Genomic DNA, 20,298 nt, shown 5'->3' on the forward strand with positions numbered 1-20,298 from the left:
ACAATCCAAAGTTTCTACTTTTGGAACAAATCTACAAATGATGAAAATTAAAAACAGGTATATTATCGCTATGATCATTGTGGCTATAGTTTTGATTTGGGAACAGACAAAACCAGCCCCTAATGTTTGGATACGGGTAATAGGTGTTGTTTTGTTTTTTTATGGAATGATGAAGTTAAGCGCAAAAACGCCAAGTAAAAACGAGGAAAACGAAGAATAATGCTTGCAAAAGGAGATAAGGTTTCGGTGTTGGATGATGCTATAAATGGAATAGTGTCGAAAATCAACGGGAAAATAATTACGGTGGAAACCGAAGATGGTTTTGAACTCGATTTCAATGCCTCAGAATTAATATTGATAAGCTCTTCCAATGATTTCCTGAATGACATTGCCAAGACAAATTTCTCGGGCGTGGCCAAAGAAAAAGAAATTCCGAAGCCAAGGAGTTTTGTGAAAGAAAAAAAATCCAAGAAGGATGACTTTGTACTCGAAATTGACCTGCATATTGAAAAACTCGTTCCGAATAAGCGCGGCATGAGCAATTACGATATCCTTACGATACAGACCGAAACGGTAAAGCGCCAAATGGATTTTGCCTTACGGAACAGAATCCCCAAAGTGGTTTTTATACACGGAGTAGGAGAAGGCGTACTGAAATCAGAACTGGATTTTTTGTTAGGACGCTACGATAATATTACCTTTCAGGATGCCAACTACCAAAAATATGGGCTGGGTGCCACAGAAGTTTATTTTATTCAGAAGAAAAACAACCTGTAAACTAAACTTCGGTTTTTTAAATTACAGCGTTGTGTAGTATACTCCAAAAGTATAATAATCATTCGGAACCGGGCTATATTTATAAATTCCTTTTTTGAAAGTTGTTTTATACAGCCTGATGGTGTGCTTGAAAACATTCGGATCAATTGTTGCTTCAGTATCTACTGTGATAATTCCGCTGGTGGAAGCAATTCCGTCTTCAGCAACCCATTCTTCGGTTAATGTAGGTGTCGCCGGTGTTATTGCACTACAGAAATAATTAATATTTAAGCCTCCGCTGTATACTCTATAAACTACTTTGTTTGTAGTAGTATTAATTAAAGCCGTTCTTGGCGATCCAACAGGAGTTGCCGCATTGGCAAATAAACTTTGGTCTACATCAAGGAGTAAAGCATTGTTTGTATTGTATTTGAAAATAAGATTGTTGCCGCCGCAATTTTGAGTAGCCGCTGAGGCGTAATCAAAATCCAGATCAATAACATCTGTTCTGTAATTCCCAAATTCATACGAGTCATAAACCACTTGCTTGTCAGGAGTATTGAATGTTACATTTTTGAATACGATATTATGGTTGTATCCAATAACAGTTGTGTTATCGGTACCAAGAATTTTGACCGTGGTAATCTCAACTGTCCCGCCGATAGCATCCCATTCTTCCAAAACAGACAGCGTTGGTGTTCCGCAAATAGTGGCAGCCGTGGGAGTACCGCTATATTTTCTGTATTTAATTGATGTTGTACCTGTTATAGTAACTACTCTTGGTGTATTTGCAGGAGTTTCGGCATTTTCAAAATTAGTCTCCGGAATAGTCAGAACCAAAGCTTCCTGAGCACTTATTTTGTATAAAACATTGGCATCGGTACATTTTTGAATAGTAGCATTTTCGAAGTTGAAACTTTCTACAATCAAATCCCCATTATCACAACCGGTTACTGCTAAAACACTTATAAATAGTACCAGGAAATATTTCATAATCGATCAAATTTTAAACAAAAATACTATTTTTAAATTCTAATAAAAGCTTTGTAACCCAATTTAATAAAATTTAAACACTATTGCTTTGATTTTTTTGGAAGTAGAAACAGACATGATTTTTTAGAAAAAAATATGTAAGTTTGGGCAACTAATCCAAACCAAACATTATTCTTTATGATTTCTGAAACCAACAAAACCAATTACCCTGCTCTTTACACCTTAATTACGGTGTTTTTCTTTTGGGGATTTATTGCAGCAGGGAACAGTATTTTTATCCCATTTTGTAAAAGTTATTTCTCGCTGGATCAATTCCAATCGCAGCTGGTAGATTTTGCATTTTATACGGCTTACTACGTAGGCGCACTTTTACTTTTCGCACTTAGTGATTTGAGCGGAAAGGATATTGTAGGGAAATGGGGATACAAGAAAAGTATCGTTTATGGTCTGTTGTTTTCAGCTCTTGGAGCCGGAGCGATGATTATTGCAGTGGAGGCTAATCTTTATGCAGGAATGCTGGTAGGCCTGTTTATTGTGGCGCTGGGTTTTTCTTTGCAGCAAACTGCGGCAAATCCTTTTGCTATTTTGCTTGGGAATCCGAAAACGGGTGCAAGCCGCGTGAATCTTGGTGGAGGAATTAATTCTTTCGGTACAACGATTGGGCCTATTATTGTGGCGCTAGCCTTATTTGGTACTGCTGCATCTGTATCTGACGAACAGATAAAAAGCTTGGAATTGAGCAAAGTTGTAATTCTTTATACCGGAGTAGGATTGTTGTTTGTTGCTTCGGCTGCATTGTTTTATTTTTCCAAAAAAGTGCCGGCAGGGATTGCTATTGAGCCTATGGAAAAAGCCAATAAAGCCTTGATGACACTTGTTGCCATGACAGTGCTTTTAGCAGCATGTTTTGTTCCTATCTTTAAATCGTATCAAACGGATGTTGCGGGTTTAAGCGAACAGGCTTTGGCTGATTTGGAATCGTATAGGATACGATTTTTGGTTTTGGCCTTATTCGTTGTTTTAGGCGGAATCTTTTTCTCTTACATTTCGGCACAGAAAAAATCAGAAGGCTGGGGAGCAATGCAATACCCGCAATTGGTTTTGGGAATGCTGGCCATTTTCACTTATGTTGGGGTTGAAGTTGCCATAGGCAGTAATTTGGGAGAATTATTAAAATTGAAAGAATTCGGAAGCATGGCTTCATCAGATATAGCGCCGTATATTTCCATGTATTGGGGCAGTTTGATGATAGGACGCTGGGCTGGGGCGATAAGTGCTTTTAATTTGCATGGAATTAAAAAAACGATTGCTTTAATCATCATCCCTTTAATCGCTTTTGGAGTAATTCTGACAGTGAATATTATCTCGGGAAAAGACATGAAACCGTTGTATTACTATGTGGTTTGTGTGCTTGTTCAAATTGGTGCTTTCTTTTTAAGTAAAGATAAACCCGCACGAACATTGATGATTTTCGGAAGTTTTGGAATTATTGCCATGCTGATTGGTCTTTGTTCTACCGGAACGGTTGGTATATATGCTTTCCTTGCTGGAGGATTGGCTTGTAGTATTATGTGGCCGGCTATTTTCAGTTTGTCGATTATCGGATTGGGAAAATATACCTCGCAAGGTTCTGCCTTTTTGATTATGATGATTTTAGGGGGTGGAATCATCCCTCCGATACAAGGTAAATTATCGGATATTATCGGAATTCACCAATCGTATATTGTTGCTGTAGTTTGTTTTGGATACCTGACTTTATTTGCCATATTAGTGAAAGGGATACTGAAAAAACAGAACATTGATGTAGATACCATTGAAGCCGAAGGAAGTCATTAAGAAAAATCTTAAATAAATAATAATAAAAGAATTCGGAGAAAGGTAATTTAGTACTTTTACTCCGAATTTTTTTATACCATTCTATGAAATTCCAATCCATTAAAATTCTGCTATGTTGCCTAATGTTTGGTTTTTCTTTCGGCCAGACACAGAAGGAAATGTATAATTTGAGTGTTCAGGCTTATCAGAATAAAGATTTCGGACAATTTTTAAATCTGAATCGAAAACTGGACAGTTTAAGACCTTCACATCCCACTTATACTTATAATTTAGCCTGCGCTTTTGCGTTAAATGGTAAGACCGATGAAGCTCTTTCTGTTTTAAGAAAGTGTGTTTTAATGAATACTAAAATTGATTTTGAATCTGAAAAGGATCTGGAATCATTGAAAAATTCAGAAGGATACAAAAAACTATTTGCATTAAAATCAAAATGGGAAATACCGGTTACCAGTTCGGAAAAAATAATTTCATTATCGGAAAAAACACTGCATACTGAAGGATTACTTTATTTAAATAGTTCCAAAACCTGGCTGGCGACGAGCATCCGGAACAGGAAAATTGTTTCATTTGATATTCATTCAGGACAATGTACAGATTGGCTTTCCGGTGAAGATCTGCTTTCTGTTTTTGCTATTAAAGCAGATAAAAAAGAAAAGATTTTATGGATTACTACTTCGGCTATGCCGGAAATGAAAGGATACAATAAGAATTTTGAAGGTAAATCTGAAATTTTAAAAATTGACATCAAAACAAAAAAAATTTTAAAGCGTTTTCCATTGCAGGGAAATCATGTTCTTGGGGATTTGGTTGTGGCAAAAAATGGCGATGTATATATTTCTGACAGTGGAGAAGCGGTCATTTTTAAAATCACAGATGATAGCATGTCAGTTTGGCTGGATTTGAATAAAGAAGCATTTAATTTACAAGGACTCACTTTTGATGAAACGGAATCTCAATTATTTATTGCCGATTACCTGAAAGGTATTTTACGCATTCCTATGCAAGACCTAACCTACAGAAATTGGCTCAATTTCCCTTCCAATGTGACTGTCAAAGGTATTGACGGATTGCTTTGGCACAAAAAAACATTAATTGCGATTCACAACGGAGTAAAACCCATCAGAATCATGCAATATGTTTTAAATCAGAATAATGAAATTACAAATTTTAACGTTTTAGATAACAATCGTCTGGAGTTCGATGAACCGGCATTAGGGACCATTTCAGGAGGGAAGTTGTATTTCTTTTCCAATTCACCTTGGAAAGCGTATAACAGGAATTTTGATCTGGACGAAACCCAATTTGAAAATCCAACATTATATACGAATAGCTTAACGGACTAACTTTTTATGCAAATCAATAAATATTACTTATCTGCCTTTTCTTCTTTTTTTATTTGGGGTTTTTTTAGCTTGGCACTAAAGCCGTTGCACCATTATCCTTCATTAGATATTCTTTTTTACCGTGTTTTCTACGCAACAATCCTGTTGTTGGTTATTAATATATTCTTTCGAAAAGACAAACTTAAAGAAGATTTTCGGGTCTTTACTAATTTGGAAAAGACAGTAAAATACAGAACTTTTTTTCTTACTATTCTGGGCGGGTTTTTATTGATTTTCAATTGGTTTTTATTCATGTATGCCGTTAACCATGTGAGTTTGAAATCGGCTTCGTTTGCCTATCTGATTTGTCCCATCTTAACGACAATACTCGCTTTTTTTATATTGAAAGAGAAGTTAAGTAAATGGCAATGGCTTTCAGTTGCTTTATGCTTAATCAGCTGTGGCATTCTTTCCTATGGGGATTTGACAGGTTTGATTTACAGTTTAATAATAGCAGTTACTTTTGCCTTGTATTTGGTGAGCCAAAGAAAAAATAATCAGTTTGATCGTTTCATAGTGCTTACTGTTCAGTTGGTCATTGCATCGCTGGTTATTTTGCCTTTTTTTCCTTTTTATAGTGGAAAAGTGCCCTCTGAACCTTTGTTTTATGTTTTAATGATAGTGATTGTAGTGCTTTTTACCATTATTCCACTGTTCTTGAATTTATACGCTTTAAAAGGGATGAATTCTTCAGCTGTTGGTATTTTGATGTACACCAATCCATTCATTAACTTCCTTCTGGCTATCTTTTATTTTAAGGAAGAAATCAACCAGATTCAACTTATTTCGTACACTTTGATTTTAATCTCTGTCATTATTTTTAACGAACGTTTTTTATTTAAGAGCAAAAAAATTAAGTAAGAATTTTCGTTTTAATTAATAAAAACTAAATTTACTTCCTATTCAAGAAAAATTCACAAATGAAAAAACAACTTTTAGTACTGTCTCTTCTAATCGGAGCACAAGTAGTAGCTCAAAAAAAACCATCTGCAATTATTGAAAAACCAATTTTTAGTACTTCTATTGAAGGGGTAAAGGAATATGGTCTAAAAAATGGTATGAAAGTACTTTTAATACCGGATGCCAGCCAAAGTAATATGGTGGTAAACATAATCTATAACGTTGGTTCGCGCCACGAAGGTTATGGAGAAAAAGGAATGGCACATTTGCTGGAGCATATGTTGTTTAAAAGCACAAAAAAATTAGGGGATATTAAAAAAATGTTGTCTTCAAAAGGCGGAAACGCTAACGGGACCACTTGGCTGGATAGAACCAATTACTATGAAATTTTCCCTTCTTCAGATGAAAACCTAAAGTGGAGTTTAGAGATGGAAGCTGATAGAATGATCAATGCAACTATTTTACAAGAAGATTTAGATAAGGAATTTTCAGTGGTTAGAAATGAGTTTGAAATTGGTGAAAACAATCCACAGGCTGTTTTGTCTGAGCGATTAGTTTCGACAGCATTTTTATGGCATAATTACGGAAATAGTACTATCGGTTCTAAAGAAGATATCGAAAGAGTTAAAGCTAAAACGCTACGTGTTTTTTATGAAAAATACTACCAGCCGGATAATGCAACATTAATAATCGGAGGTAAGTTTGACACCGAAAAAGCATTGGAATACATAGGGACTTATTTTGCAACTATTAAAAAACCAACACGTGTGTTAGAGAAAACATATACTGTTGAACCAGCACAAGACGGAGAGCGTTTCGTTGAATTAAAACGAAGTGGCGATGTTCAGATTATAGGTGCCATTTATCACACAGTACCTTATTCTCATAAAGATTTTGCAGCAATTGATGCACTTAATGAAATTTTGACTGCTGATCCATCCGGATACCTTTATAAAGCTTTGGTTGAGACGCAAAAAGCTTCAAGTTTGTACGCGTATCAGCCTAATGTAAGAGACGCCAGTTATTTGTTGTTTAATGTTAATGTTCCGAAAGATAAAAACCTTGATGAGGCGAAAAAAATATTTTTATCTGAGTTAGATAATGTTAAAAATAAAACATTTACACAAACCGATGTTGACAGAGCCAAATCAAAACTTTTGAAATATATTGACGACACTAAGAATAATACCATCAGTTTTACAATTTCACTTACTGAAATTATTGGTGCCGGCGATTATCGTTTAGGGTTTTTATACAGAGACGCGGTTGAGAAACTTACTTTAGAAGATATTAATGCCGTTGCAAAAAAATATTTCCTGGCCAATAACCGTACTTACGGTGTTTTTATCCCTACAAAAGAGGAAGAAAGAGTGAAATCGGTTGAAGTTTCAGATAATGCTATTGCCGCTTTAACACAGTCTTACAAAGGAAAAGAAACCGTAGAAGATACCCAAACTTTTGAAAGTTCTATTGCAAACATTAAGAACAATTTAATCGAATATAAATTATCAAACGGTTTCAAATACGCAGTATTAAAAAAACCTATCAAAGGTAAAAAAGTAATGGCCAACTTCCGATTTCAGGTAGGAAACACTGTTGATTTAAAGAATAAATCGGATATCGGTTATATTGTTGGAGGAATGCTTAAAGCCGGAACTACAACTAAGTCTAAAGAGCAGATTCAGGATGCTTTAGATAAAATGAAATCGGACATTTCTTTCTTTTTTTATGGACAGACTTTAGTGGTTCGTGTTACTACTTATGAAGAGTTTGTGAACCCTACTTTTGATTTGCTTCAGGATTTATTGACCAATTCGGTTTTCCCGGAATCAGAAATGGTAAAGTTAATCACAGGGGAAAAAACCAATATTGATGCCAATAGAAACGATCCTCAAAGTGTTGTTTTTGAGGAAATTGAAAGAAGGTCTAATAAATATGCAAAAGACCATATTTTTTACAATGCTACTCCGGAGGAAAGAATTGCTTCTTTAAACGGAATTAAAAAAGAACAATTGGTTGATTTTTATAAAACAATTTTAGGTTCGAATAATGGATTTGGAACTGTTATTGGAAATTTGAATGATTCAGAAGTGACCAATCTTGTTGCTAAAACTTTTGGAAGCTGGAATTCAAAAATAGCGTACGAAAAAGTAGTGCCTACTTATTTTGAAACATCAAAAGCTAACGATAAAATTAATACACCGGATAAGGAAAATGCAGCAGTTGCAGGGAAAATTAATTTTAAAATGGATACTAAGAATGCTGATTATCCAGCGATGGTCATGGCTAATGAAATGATTGGAAGCGGTGGTTTTTTAACCTCCAGAATTCCAATTCGCTTAAGAGAAAAGGAAGGGATTTCGTATGGTGCAGGATCGTACATCAGTATTCCAACGGATAACGATGTGGCGTCTTTAGGTTTCTATGCCTTTTTTAATCCAACGAAAGTTTCAAAAGTAGAAGAGGCCCTGGCTGATGAAATTAAAAAGGTAGTAACTGCAAACGGTTTTACAGCTGACGAGTTAAAAACGGCTATTGTGAGTTGGAAGAACGAAAGAAAAACCAGCTTAGGTGTCGATAATTATCTCTTAAATTTAATTAATACAAAGCTTAATTTTGGAACCCCGTTAGAAGAATTTGATTCTTTGGAAGCAAAAGTGGATCAATTGACGGCAGATCAAATAAATAATGTCATTAAAAAATACTTAGTATTAGATAAAACAACCTTTATTTATGCTGGAGATTTTACGAAAAAATAGCAGTAAAGAAATTTAAATTTTAAAAGATGTGTTGATTTTTTCAGCACATCTTTTTTTATACTCTGTTAGAAAGTCTTAAACTGGATATTAAAATGACAGCTTGTCATGGAATTATTTTTATTTCAATTAAAAACTGACAATTTACACCCGTCAGGAATATTGGCACAATGATTGACTTATCGAGTCTGAGTTATTAAAATGATTATACTAAAACTAAATATAATAAAAAAATGGGTAAAATAATCGGAATTGATTTAGGTACGACGAACTCTTGCGTTTCTGTAATGGAAGGAAATGAAGCAGTAGTAATTCCTAATTCTGAAGGAAAAAGAACGACACCATCTATCATTGCATTTGTGGAAGGTGGCGAAATTAAAGTGGGTGATCCTGCTAAAAGACAAGCAGTTACTAATCCAACAAAAACGATTGCTTCTATCAAACGTTTTATGGGACACACTTTTTCTGAAACTACTGGTGAAGCAAAAAGAGTACCATATTCTGTGGTAAAAGGAGACAACAACACGCCACGTGTTGATATTGACGGGCGTTTGTATACTGCTCAGGAGTTGTCAGCTATGACACTTCAAAAAATGAAAAAAACTGCTGAAGACTATTTAGGTCAAACAGTAACTGAAGCGGTTATTACTGTTCCTGCTTACTTTAATGATGCGCAACGTCAGGCTACAAAAGAAGCTGGTGAAATTGCAGGTCTTAAAGTAATGCGTATCATCAATGAGCCTACTGCTGCTGCATTAGCTTACGGATTAGATAAAAAAGGAGTAGATCAAAAAATTGCTGTTTACGATTTAGGTGGAGGTACTTTTGATATTTCTATCCTTGAATTAGGAGATGGTGTATTCGAAGTATTATCTACAAATGGAGATACTCACTTAGGTGGAGATGATTTTGACCAAACTATCATTGACTGGTTGGCAGATGAATTCAAAGCAGAAGAAGGAATTGACTTGCGTTTAGACCCAATGTCATTACAAAGAATTAAAGAAGCAGCTGAAAAAGCAAAAATCGAGTTGTCATCTTCAGCTGAAACTGAAATCAACTTGCCTTATGTAACTGCTACTGCTTCAGGACCAAAACACTTAGTTAAAAAATTATCAAGAGCTAAATTTGAGCAATTATCTGATACTTTAGTAAAACGTTCTATGGAACCAGTTGCTAAAGCATTAAAAGATGCAGGTTTATCTACTTCTGATATCGACGAAGTTATCCTTGTAGGAGGTTCTACTCGTATGCCAAGAATCGCTGACGAAGTGGAGAAATTCTTCGGTAAAAAAGCATCTAAAGGTGTTAACCCTGATGAAGTAGTTGCTATTGGAGCTGCTATTCAAGGTGGAGTTTTATCTGGAGATGTTAAAGATGTATTGTTACTTGACGTTACACCTTTATCTTTAGGTATCGAAACTATGGGTGGTGTTTTGACAAAATTAATTGAGTCTAACACAACTATTCCAACTAAAAAATCTCAAGTATTCTCTACTGCTGCAGATTCTCAGCCAACAGTTGAAATCCACGTATTGCAAGGTGATAGAGCAATGGCTGTTGATAACAAAACTATCGGTCGTTTTCACTTAGATGGTATTCCACCAGCACCAAGAGGTGTTCCGCAAATTGAAGTAACTTTTGATATTGATGCTAATGGTATCATCAAAGTTTCTGCAACTGACAAAGGAACTGGAAAATCTCATGACATCCGTATCGAAGCTTCTTCTGGATTAACAGCTGAAGAAATCGAAAGAATGAAAAAAGATGCTGAAGCAAATGCTGACTCTGACAGAATCGCCAGAGAAAGAGTTGAAAAATTGAACGAAGCAGACGGAATGATCTTCCAAACTGAAAGCCAATTGAAAGAGTTAGGTGATAAATTATCTGACGATCACAAAACAGCTATCGAATATGCTTTAACTGAATTAAGAATGGCACACCAAACACAAGATTTAGGAGCAATTCAAACAGCACTTGATAACATCAACGCTGCTTGGAAAACTGCTACTGAAGCTATGTATACTCAAGGTGAACAAGGTCAGCAAGCTGCACAACCACAACAAGGTGATGCAACTGACAATACTCAGGATGTAGAGTTTGAAGAAGTTAAATAATCTTCACATCATCATATAAATTAAAAACCACGCTAAACAGCGTGGTTTTTTTATGTCTTAAATTTTAAAAAAAAAAGCAAAGGCCTTTATGATAACGTGTCTGACCACATCCGAAAGCTCGTTTACCACGTCCTATAACGTGGTCAACCACGTCAGGAACGTCAAATACCACGTTAGGTAACGTATAAAATGGGGTTTAGGACGTCAGTTACCACGTCCTATAATGTGGTCAACCATGTCAGGAACGTCAAATACCACGTTAGGTAACGTATAAAATGGGGTTTAAGACGTCAGTTACCACGTCCTATAACGTGGTCAACCACGTCAGGAACGTCAAATACTACGTTAGGTAACGTGGTCAATGGAGTTGGGAACGCCAGTCATGACGTTATTGGCTGAAATTATCTTACGGCAATTACCGAAATTTCGATATTGACATTTTTAGGCAAAGTAGCCACCTGAACAGTTTCTCTTGCCGGAGCTATTTCTTCATTGAAATACTTTCCGTAAACTGCATTTATTCGGGCAAAATCACCCATATTCATAATGAAGATAGTTGCCTTTACCACATTGTCAAAAGTCATGTCAGCAGCATCTAATAAAGCTTTAAGATTTTGCATTACCTGTTCTGTTTCTACTTCGATAGAATCTAAAATCAATTCTCCGGTTATCGGATTTGAAGCAATTTGTCCTGAAGTATATAAAGTGGTGTCATTAATTAAAACGGCTTGACTGTAGGGCCCGATAGGAGCAGGAGCTTTGTCGGTAAAAATTATTTTTTTACTCATGATGTTATTATTTTATGAAGTGGAGTTTATGTTTTTAAATGCCTAAAGTCTTCTGTCTGGTACATTTCGTTTATCCCATTTAATATCGCTTAATACCGATGAACTGATACCTATGAAGAAATACCATGAAGCTCTGTCTCCGTAAGGGTTCCAGTTAAAATCCATGCGCCAGCTCAATAAATCGCGCTCAAAACGCAGTTGCGTATAGGTAACTCCGTTTTGCACAAAATCGTAACCGGAAGAAATTCCTGCTTTCCATTTAGGAGTAATATCAATGTCTCCCGAAAACATTAATGAGTTTTGAGTGATTTTATTCTGTCTGTTATCGTTGGAATAGGCCAGCGAATAGGCAAGTCGCAAATCCCAAGGAATCTGAGCATTAAAAAAACCTGAAAAGGCATCGTCTTCGTCTTCCTTATCAAATTGACTTTCCCTGCGGTCGCTAAAATCAGTTGTGGTACCGAACAGATTATCCTCACGTCCGCCATTTCTTAACCCTTGATTATTGAATGAATCCTGCTTTTTTTCGTTGTCCTTTTTACTGGATAATGAGTAGTTAACCGTTAGACCGGCTCTGGTTATTCTAAAAAGACTGCCTCCATTATCAATATTAAACATGTTAATGGTTTTTCCGTTACTGTCAATAGCATAGGGGTCTAATGTCGTACTGAAGTTAACGTTCATTTTGTCTTTGAATAGATTTGTTCCGCCACTAATTTCTAATGGAGCCCATGCCAGCTGATCTTTTTCGGCAGATAAATTATATCTTGTACTGAAATTCAAACTGTTTAATAATTTTATTTTCTTAAGTTCCGTTTTAGTAGAATCTCTGTCTTTTACTTTGGCTTCAAGCGTATTACCCAATGTAAATGACATTATATTTGAAAAATTCAAACCTGGAGCTCCAAAAATTCCGCTTTCAAAGCGGGTATAACTTCTAATTGTTCCATTGGCATCGGCAACATAATCGTCATAATACCTCTTAAAGCTAGGTGTATAAGTATATCCGACTCTAGGAGTAACAACATGTCGTATTGACTTAATTTTACTGTCTTTTCCAAAATTAAAAGTACCATAAACCGTTGTTCCTATTCCAGAAGAAAAATCGTATGTTCTAAAAGTGGCGAAACCATTTTTTTCAATATCATCAACTTTATTTGTTGTGGCATTGAATTTCTTTTCGATTGTTTTTAAATACCATGTTTCCTGGTAATTTGTGGCTGCTGTAATACTGAAATGCTTAAAAACCTTAAAATTTGTACCTATTGGAATGGAATGCTGCAATCCGTTTTTGGCATCTTTGAACATTTGGGGTTTAAAAAACAAGGAATCAACAGTGTTAATTCTGTTTTCTCCTCTTAAGTTATATTGGAAATTAATATTCTTAATGATTCCTTTTTTGGAACCGTCTTTAGGAGCAAAAGGGAAAACCTGAGCGACGCTGGCTTGCAGTGTTGGCAATGTCATGTTGATTTCTCCGGTATTGGTATTTTGCTGATGAGAAGCTGTCAGTGACATATTTACCTGTGGAACGGTATTAAATGTCTTCGCATACGATACGGAAGATTGAAGCGTGTTATTTAAGAAATTAGCGCTATTCAATTGATTTAAGGAATTCTGGAAATACTTCTGACTTCCTAAATTGACCGAAGCTGAAAACCTTGAATTCGGTGTTGCTTTAATATCCGGCGAATGTGTCCACTGGATATTGTAGATATTAGTTTTCCTGTAGTCAGGCAAACCACGTTCGTTTTCTATCAGGTTTTCATACCTTAAATTAAAACTTCCTCTGAATTTATATTTTTTCGCATAATTGGTTTCTGCCCTTAAAGCATAACTTCCATTGGTGTAGTAGTCGCCAAGAAGGGCTAAATCATAATGCTTGTTTAAGGCAAAATAATACCCTCCGTTTTGTAAAAAATAACCTCGGGCATTGGTATCTCCAAACGTTGGAATGATAATACCGGATGTGCTTTCATCTGTCATTGGAAAAAATGCAAAGGGTACTCCAATAGGTGTTGGTACGTCAGCGATAACCATATTGGTTAAACCGGCAACGACTTTTTTCCCTGGAACCAGTTTGATTTTCCTTGCTAAGAAATAATATTCAGGATTCTCAATATTTTTTGAAGTGGTAAAACGTGCATTTTTGATGAAATAAACAGAATCATTTTCCCGTTTTGTGATTTCTCCTTTTAATTTCATTTCTCCTTGATCGGTACGGGAATTCCAGATTAAAGCTTTTCTGGTTTTAAAATTAAATCGGATGGAATCAGGTTCAACGACATTACTACCTTGTTTAAAGACAGGAAATTGGGTGTAAACGCCTGCGGAATCCTTCAATCTGCCTGCATACACTTCATTTTTCTCATAATCAATAACAATGATTCCGGCCTTAAGTTCAATATCTTTATAGTAAACTTCTGCTTCATCATTTAGTGTAATCTGTCTTTTTTTCTGACTTATTTTAGCGTAATCTTTTGATCGGTATTTTATATTGGCATCAAGAAGCTGCTTCTTTTTTAGAATAGTATCTTTTTTTACAGTGTCATTTACTTTTATAGTATTTTTAAGACCTAAATTTAAGCTATCTTGCTGTTTTTTAACGGCTAAAGGAGTGCTTTTTTTAGGTAACTCTTGAGAATATGAGGAAAGACATCCAAAAGTTAATAAAAAAGGTAAAAAAACGATATGAAATAAGTTTGTACGCAACGCTATAAATACTATTTTTGTAAAAATATGGCTTAATTTTTGAAGTGACAAACTTACATCTATTTTTAGAAAAAAAATTAAGCATTTAGTAAAATTATAACCTTTTAGGTCTCTATAAAAAAATACAGGTATGAAATTCAAATTCAATTTAAAACATTTTACTCTAATAATTTCATTAATATTTGCTGTAAGTCTTTCAGCACAAACAAATTCAAAATTCAAAGTAACGTTAGATGCCGGTCATGGTGCGCATGATTTTGGTGCAACGTACCATGGATATGTTGAAAAAAATATTACGTTGGCTATTGTACTTAAAGTTGGTAAAATATTGGAGCAGGATCCCGGTATTCAGGTTCAATACACCAGAAACAATGATACTTTTGTCGATTTAGTGGAAAGAGCTAACATAGCAAACAGAGCTGATGCAAGCTTATTTGTGTCTATACATTGTAATGCTAATAAAAATCAAGAGGCATATGGATCAGAAACGTATGTTATGGGACTTTCTAAAAGTGCTTCAAGTCTTGATGTGGCAAAAAAGGAAAACTCTGTAATTACACTTGAAGCTGATTATAAAACCAAATATGCCGGTTACAACCCGAATTCTCCTGAATCTTTAATAAGTGCTACAATTGCCCAGGAAGAAAATCTGGAGCAAAGTATTGAATTGGCCAGTAAGATTCAAGAAAATTTTGATGTTAAGCTAAATAGAAAAGACCGTGGTATACATCAGGCACCTTTTATGGTTTTGCATAAAGCATTCATGCCGAGAGTACTTATTGAAACAGGTTTTATTTCCAATAGAGAAGAAGGGGCTTACTTGAATTCGGAAGAAGGACAGCAAAATGTTGCCAAAGCCATTGCTGACGCCATTTTTAGAATGAAAGTGGAGCATTTTGGAGGGTCAATGCCTACAATTGAGATTAAAAAATCAGAGAAACCGGTAGTTAAGGATTCTACACAGAAAACAACAACTCAGGAGAAACCGAAAGAAACTACCAAACCGGGTGAAGTAAAAGCAGAAAATAAAGGAATTGATTCTACCAAGGCTGTGTATAAAATCCAGATTAAAGCAAGTGCTGCTAAAATTGAGCTTAAACCGTCAAACTTCAATGGTTTGGATAACATTTCTTTTGTTAGTGAGAAAGGATATTACAAGTATATGTATGGTGAAAGCAATGACTATGAAATTGCCAAAAAGCAATTGCAGGAAGTTAAAGCTAGAGGATATAACTCTTCATTTATCGTTGCCTTCAGAAAAGGAGTGAAGATTACCTTAAATGAAGCCTTAAAACAATAAGCATTTACTTGTTTTTATTTATTAATTTTGCTTAAAACAATATATTTTGAAAATCACTAGAGAAATTAAAACCGCTATATTAGTAATTGGTTCTATTTTATTATTCATTTGGGGCTATAGCTTTTTGAAAGGCCAAAATTTATTCAATAATCATAAAAAATTATTTGTAGAATACGATAATGTAGAAGGATTGGCTGCTTCGGCACCAATTACCGTAAGCGGAAAAATTATTGGAAAGGTAAATTCGATAGAATTAAGCAAAACAGGAAAGCTGATTGTACAGCTGCAGATCAACGAAGATGATTTTCCGATTTCTAAAACGAGTGTTGCACAAATATATGAGCCAGGTCCTATTGGCGGAAAACAGATTGCCATCATTCCAAATTATAAAGACAGAAATTTGGTTGTTGATGGAGATACACTTGTTTCCGGTATAAAATTAGGTCTGACTGATGCTTTGGGAGAAAAATTGGCTCCGCTTCAGGAAAGGCTGGATAGAGTTTTGGTTAATGCAGATGCTCTTTTGACGAATGTAAATTCAGTTTTAGACACAAGAACACAAGCTAATCTGAAGAATGCTATTGGTGAATTGAATAAAACCCTTGCCAATTTTACAAAAGTATCCGGTAATATTGATGAAATTCTGGTTGAAAATAAAGACAAACTGGGTTCTGCTGTAGCTAACTTGGATAAAACCACTCAAAATTTTGCTAAAATCTCAGGTGATTTGGAGAAAGCAAAACTGGGTGAAACCGTAAAATCACTTGAAACTACATTGGCAAATGTTAATAAAATCATGACTGATTTGGAAGCAGGTAAAGGTTCTATGGGAAAACTGCTTAAAGACGAAACAATGTATGCGAATTTGTCAAGAGCATCAAAAGAGCTGGAATTATTATTACAGGATGTAAGATTGCATCCAACCCGTTATGTTAATGTTTCCGTTTTTGGAAAAAAAGAAAAACCATACGTAGCTCCAGCAGATAAAAAATAATCAAATATTAAAACAAACCAACAAATATGAGTTATTTAGATAATATATTGTTCTTTATTATTCTTTCTATCGGAATAGGATACTTTACGATTAATGTCAAAAAAATTATCAGGAATATTAAGTTAGGAAAAGAAATAAACCGTTTTGATAATCCATCAGAACGCTGGAAAAATATGGCGATGATTGCTTTAGGCCAATCAAAAATGGTAAAACGCCCTGTTTCAGGAATCTTGCATATTTTTGTTTATGTTGGTTTTGTCATCATTAATATCGAAGTCTTGGAAATCATGATTGACGGATTATTCGGTACACATAGAATTTTTTCTTTTTTAGGTGGGCTTTATGATGTTTTAATTGGTTCATTTGAAATTTTAGCACTTTTGGTTTTGGTGGCTGTCATTGTTTTTTTAATCAGAAGAAATGGTATCAAACTGAAAAGATTTATTCATTCTGATTTAAAAGGCTGGCCAAAATCAGATGCAAATTATATTTTGTATTTTGAAGTTGCTCTGATGTCACTTTTTCTATTGATGAATGCTGCAGATTATCACTTACAGCTTTTAAATGTTGGAGAATATCATAGAGTAGGGTCATTTCCTGTTTCTCAGTTAATCGAACCTATTTTTAACGGAATGTCCGAGAGTCTGGTGATGCTTTTTGAAAGAGGCGCTTGGTGGCTGCATATTTGCGGAATCTTAATTTTCCTGAATTATTTATATTTTTCAAAGCATTTACACATTTTATTGGCTTTTCCAAATACTTATTTTGCCAATTTAAATCCACAAGGGCAATTTGACAATCTGGAAAGTGTTACCAATGAAGTAAAACTGATGATGGATCCAAACGCAGATCCTTTTGCAGCTCCGGCACCCGATGCAGATGCTGTTCCGGGAAAATTTGGCGCTTCTGATGTCCAGGATTTAAACTGGGTTCAGTTGCTGAATGCATATACTTGTACCGAATGTGGTCGTTGTACTTCATCATGTCCGGCTAATCAGACAGGAAAAAAATTATCACCAAGAAAAATCATGATGGATACTCGTGACCGCTTGGAGGAAGTTGGGAGAAATATCGATCTGAATAAAGGGGCTTTTGTAGATGACGGAAAAGCATTACTTAACGATTATATCACTCCGGAAGAACTTTGGGCTTGTACCTCTTGTAATGCCTGCGTGGAAGAATGTCCTGTAAATATCAGTCCATTATCGATTATTATGGACATGCGTCGATATTTAGTTATGGAACAGAGTGCCGCACCGATGTCACTTAATGCCATGATGACAAATATTGAAAACAATAGTGCACCTTGGCAATACAGTCAGCAAGATAGATTAAACTGGAAAAACGAATAATAATACGATGATTACCGAAGAGTTAGACAAAAAATTAGTTTCCGCCTCAGAAAACGGACAGACAATAAGTCCTGTTTTGCCGGAAGGAGTAAAAAACTATCTGATAGATATTGATGGGACCATTTGTGACGATATTCCAAATGAAGAACCGGAAAGAATGCTCACTGCTCAGGTTTATCCTGATGCTTTGATCACCTTGAATAAATGGTATGATGAAGGACATATTATATTCTTTTTTACATCAAGAACGGAGGCACATCGTGAATATACCGAAACATGGTTAAAAGAACATGGTTTCAAATACCATGGAATGATTATGGGAAAACCACGTGGAGGTAATTACCATTGGATAGACAATCATTTAGTGAAAGCAACCCGCTATAGAGGGAAATTTACGGATTTAATTGACAAGGAAGTGACAATTCAAGTCTTTGATGACGGACAAGATTAATTTTAATTAAGCAATAACGTATTAACATATAAAAAATATGTCAGAAAGTTTAATTGTGCCTACAATGGCCGAAATGTTAGCTCAAGGCAAGCAACCGGAAGTTTTATTTTGGGTTGGATGTTCAGGAAGTTTCGATGATAGAGCAAAAAAAATCACTAAAGCATTTGTACGCCTATTGAATCGTGCCAGCGTTGAGTTTGCTGTGCTGGGTACTGAAGAAGGCTGTACTGGAGATCCGGCAAAAAGAGCAGGAAACGAATTTTTGTTTCAAATGCAGGCAATGATGAACATAGAAGTTCTGAATGCTTACGAAGCTAAAAAAATTGTAACGGCTTGCCCACATTGTTTCAATACTTTAAAAAATGAATACCCGCAATTAGGCGGACAATACGAAGTAATACACCATACGGAGTTTTTAAAATCGTTGCTGGAGTCAGGACGTCTGACTATTGAAGGCGGACAATTTAAAGGGAAAAGAATCACTTTCCATGATCCGTGTTATTTAGGAAGAGCAAATAAAATATACGAAGCACCAAGAGAATTAATTCAGAAATTGGACGCAGAATTAGTAGAAATGAAACGTTCACGCGCCAACGGATTATGTTGTGGAGCTGGCGGAGCACAAATGTTTAAAGATGCTGAGCCTGGGAATAAAGAAATTAATGTGGAAAGAACCGAAGATGCTTTGGAAACACAGCCGGAAATTATAGCCGCAGGTTGTCCGTTTTGCAACACGATGCTTACAGACGGTGTAAAAAACAAAGAGAAAGAAGCGGAAGTTAAAGTTATGGACATTGCTGAATTGATTGCTAACGCTCAGGATTTATAATTTTTCTTTTCCAATGATAAAAAAAAAAGTAGTACATATTTTGTTTTTTCTTTTGATCAGCTTATTGTCATTGGCACAAGAAATAGAAAAAGATGCTTTGCAAGATTCGTTAAAAACGAATGTAAAGTTGAAAATAAATTACAAGCAGATTATAATACCTGCAGCATTGATAACTTATGGTGTTGTTGGGCTTGAAAGTCATCAGCTACTGTTCTTTAACACTGAATTGAAAGAAGAAATTAAAGAGCATATTGACGAGAAATTGACAGTAGATGACTTTTCACAGTATGTTCCTCTGGTTTCTATATATGCCATTGATGCATTGGGTATTAAAAGCAAGAATACTTTTAAGGATAAAGCGATAATTTCGGCAACATCTTATTTGATTATGGGTTTGGCCGTAAATACCTTAAAAAAAGTATCGGTAGTGGAAAGACCGGACGGAACATCATTTAACTCCTTTCCTTCGGGACACACTGCAACTGCTTTTATGGGAGCGGAACTAATGAATCAGGAATATAAGGATATTTCAATATGGTATAGCCTGTCAGGTTATGCAATTGCTACCGGAACCGGGCTTTTCAGAATGTATAATAACAGGCATTGGCTAACTGATGTGGCGGCAGGAGCTGGTATTGGAATTTTAAGCGCAAAAATGGCTTATTGGCTGTATCCAACAGTGAGTAAATTATTTTATAATAATAAAAGTAGCAACCATAAAACATCATTTTTACCATTTTATGATGGAAAAAAAGCAGGGTTTGGATTGGTTTCTACTTTCTAATAACAAGACAATTATGTATCTTCCTTTTGAAGAATTACCATTAGAATCCAAAATTTGGATCTACCAATCCAACCGCAAATTTTCAGAAGAGGAAATCTCTGAAATCGATACTGCGGTAAAAGAATTTGTAACTAATTGGTCTGCTCACGGGACTAGTTTAGAAGCCTCATATCTATTAAAATACAATCGATTCATCATTTTTGCTGTAAATCAGGAAACGCAGGTTGCTACAGGTTGTTCTATCGACAGCTCTGTGCAGTTTATCCAGGATTTAGAAAAAAAATACGATGTTGATTTACTTGATAAAATGAATGTGACATTCAAAAACGGAGAGTTTATCGCACATAA

General features: G+C 35.3%; 17 protein-coding genes. 14 read left to right on the forward strand and 3 right to left on the reverse strand.

What is annotated here, in order from left to right:
- Positions 1-37 precede the first annotated feature (37 nt).
- Both ACRDEC_RS14765 and ACRDEC_RS14770 read left to right on the forward strand, forming a co-directional pair.
- On the forward strand, positions 38-220 hold the full coding sequence (locus ACRDEC_RS14765; protein WP_431499128.1) for a hypothetical protein: 183 nt from the start codon (positions 38-40) through the stop codon (positions 218-220).
- Positions 220-777 carry a Smr/MutS family protein gene (locus ACRDEC_RS14770; protein WP_431499129.1) on the forward strand — a complete coding sequence of 186 codons (558 nt, stop codon included), beginning with the start codon at positions 220-222 and terminating at the stop codon, positions 775-777. The genes ACRDEC_RS14765 and ACRDEC_RS14770 overlap by 1 nt, the downstream gene beginning before the upstream one ends.
- 21 nt (positions 778-798) lie before the next feature.
- Here the strand turns inward: ACRDEC_RS14770 and ACRDEC_RS14775 are convergent, their stop codons facing one another.
- The gene (locus tag ACRDEC_RS14775) at positions 799-1,749 is read right to left on the reverse strand and encodes a hypothetical protein (protein WP_431499130.1); all 951 of its coding nucleotides are present in this window, start codon (positions 1,747-1,749) and stop codon (positions 799-801) included.
- A 177-nt stretch (positions 1,750-1,926) separates the two neighbouring features.
- Between ACRDEC_RS14775 and ACRDEC_RS14780 the strand changes: the two genes are divergently transcribed.
- The 5 genes from ACRDEC_RS14780 (at position 1,927) to dnaK (ending at position 10,740) form a co-directional block, all read left to right on the forward strand.
- Positions 1,927-3,585 (forward strand): MFS transporter, encoded by a 1,659-nt coding sequence (locus ACRDEC_RS14780; RefSeq protein ID WP_431499131.1) that lies wholly within the window; start codon positions 1,927-1,929, stop codon positions 3,583-3,585.
- 158 nt (positions 3,586-3,743) lie between these two features.
- Positions 3,744-4,928, forward strand: coding sequence for a TPR end-of-group domain-containing protein (locus ACRDEC_RS14785; RefSeq protein ID WP_431499132.1), 1,185 nt, complete (start codon positions 3,744-3,746; stop codon positions 4,926-4,928).
- A gap of 6 nt (positions 4,929-4,934) precedes the next feature.
- Positions 4,935-5,828 carry an EamA family transporter gene (locus tag ACRDEC_RS14790; protein ID WP_431499133.1) on the forward strand — a complete coding sequence of 298 codons (894 nt, stop codon included), beginning with the start codon at positions 4,935-4,937 and terminating at the stop codon, positions 5,826-5,828.
- A 59-nt stretch (positions 5,829-5,887) separates the two neighbouring features.
- A complete protein-coding gene (locus ACRDEC_RS14795) occupies positions 5,888-8,626 on the forward strand; it encodes a M16 family metallopeptidase (protein WP_431499134.1) in 2,739 nt (912 codons plus the stop codon).
- A gap of 230 nt (positions 8,627-8,856) precedes the next feature.
- The gene (gene dnaK, locus ACRDEC_RS14800; protein ID WP_431499135.1) at positions 8,857-10,740 is read left to right on the forward strand and encodes a molecular chaperone DnaK; all 1,884 of its coding nucleotides are present in this window, start codon (positions 8,857-8,859) and stop codon (positions 10,738-10,740) included.
- A gap of 401 nt (positions 10,741-11,141) precedes the next feature.
- Here dnaK and ACRDEC_RS14805 read toward each other — a convergent pair whose 3' ends face one another.
- Positions 11,142-11,528 (reverse strand): RidA family protein, encoded by a 387-nt coding sequence (locus ACRDEC_RS14805; protein WP_431499136.1) that lies wholly within the window; start codon positions 11,526-11,528, stop codon positions 11,142-11,144.
- 42 nt (positions 11,529-11,570) lie between these two features.
- Positions 11,571-14,291, reverse strand: a complete 2,721-nt coding sequence (locus tag ACRDEC_RS14810; RefSeq protein WP_431499137.1) for a putative LPS assembly protein LptD — start codon at positions 14,289-14,291, stop codon at positions 11,571-11,573.
- 79 nt (positions 14,292-14,370) lie between these two features.
- Between ACRDEC_RS14810 and ACRDEC_RS14815 the strand changes: the two genes are divergently transcribed.
- The 7 genes from ACRDEC_RS14815 to ACRDEC_RS14845 form a co-directional block, all read left to right on the forward strand.
- A complete protein-coding gene (locus ACRDEC_RS14815; protein WP_431499138.1) occupies positions 14,371-15,540 on the forward strand; it encodes an N-acetylmuramoyl-L-alanine amidase family protein in 1,170 nt (389 codons plus the stop codon).
- Between the two features lie 46 nt (positions 15,541-15,586).
- Complete coding sequence (locus ACRDEC_RS14820; RefSeq protein WP_431499139.1) at positions 15,587-16,534, forward strand: MlaD family protein; 948 nt, start codon at positions 15,587-15,589, stop codon at positions 16,532-16,534.
- A gap of 26 nt (positions 16,535-16,560) precedes the next feature.
- Positions 16,561-17,886 carry a 4Fe-4S dicluster domain-containing protein gene (locus ACRDEC_RS14825; RefSeq protein ID WP_431499140.1) on the forward strand — a complete coding sequence of 442 codons (1,326 nt, stop codon included), beginning with the start codon at positions 16,561-16,563 and terminating at the stop codon, positions 17,884-17,886.
- A 7-nt stretch (positions 17,887-17,893) separates the two neighbouring features.
- Complete coding sequence (locus ACRDEC_RS14830; protein WP_431499141.1) at positions 17,894-18,337, forward strand: LNS2 domain-containing protein; 444 nt, start codon at positions 17,894-17,896, stop codon at positions 18,335-18,337.
- 37 nt (positions 18,338-18,374) lie between these two features.
- Positions 18,375-19,166 carry a (Fe-S)-binding protein gene (locus ACRDEC_RS14835; RefSeq protein WP_431499142.1) on the forward strand — a complete coding sequence of 264 codons (792 nt, stop codon included), beginning with the start codon at positions 18,375-18,377 and terminating at the stop codon, positions 19,164-19,166.
- A 13-nt stretch (positions 19,167-19,179) separates the two neighbouring features.
- Positions 19,180-19,950 carry a phosphatase PAP2 family protein gene (locus ACRDEC_RS14840; RefSeq protein WP_431499143.1) on the forward strand — a complete coding sequence of 257 codons (771 nt, stop codon included), beginning with the start codon at positions 19,180-19,182 and terminating at the stop codon, positions 19,948-19,950.
- Between the two features lie 13 nt (positions 19,951-19,963).
- Positions 19,964-20,298 (forward strand): ABC transporter ATPase (locus ACRDEC_RS14845; RefSeq protein ID WP_431499144.1); only part of this gene is annotated, 335 nt, incomplete at its 3' end.

The sequence above is a fragment of the Flavobacterium sp. genome, assembly GCF_050696275.1.
Classification (GTDB): Bacteria; Bacteroidota; Bacteroidia; order Flavobacteriales; family Flavobacteriaceae; genus Flavobacterium.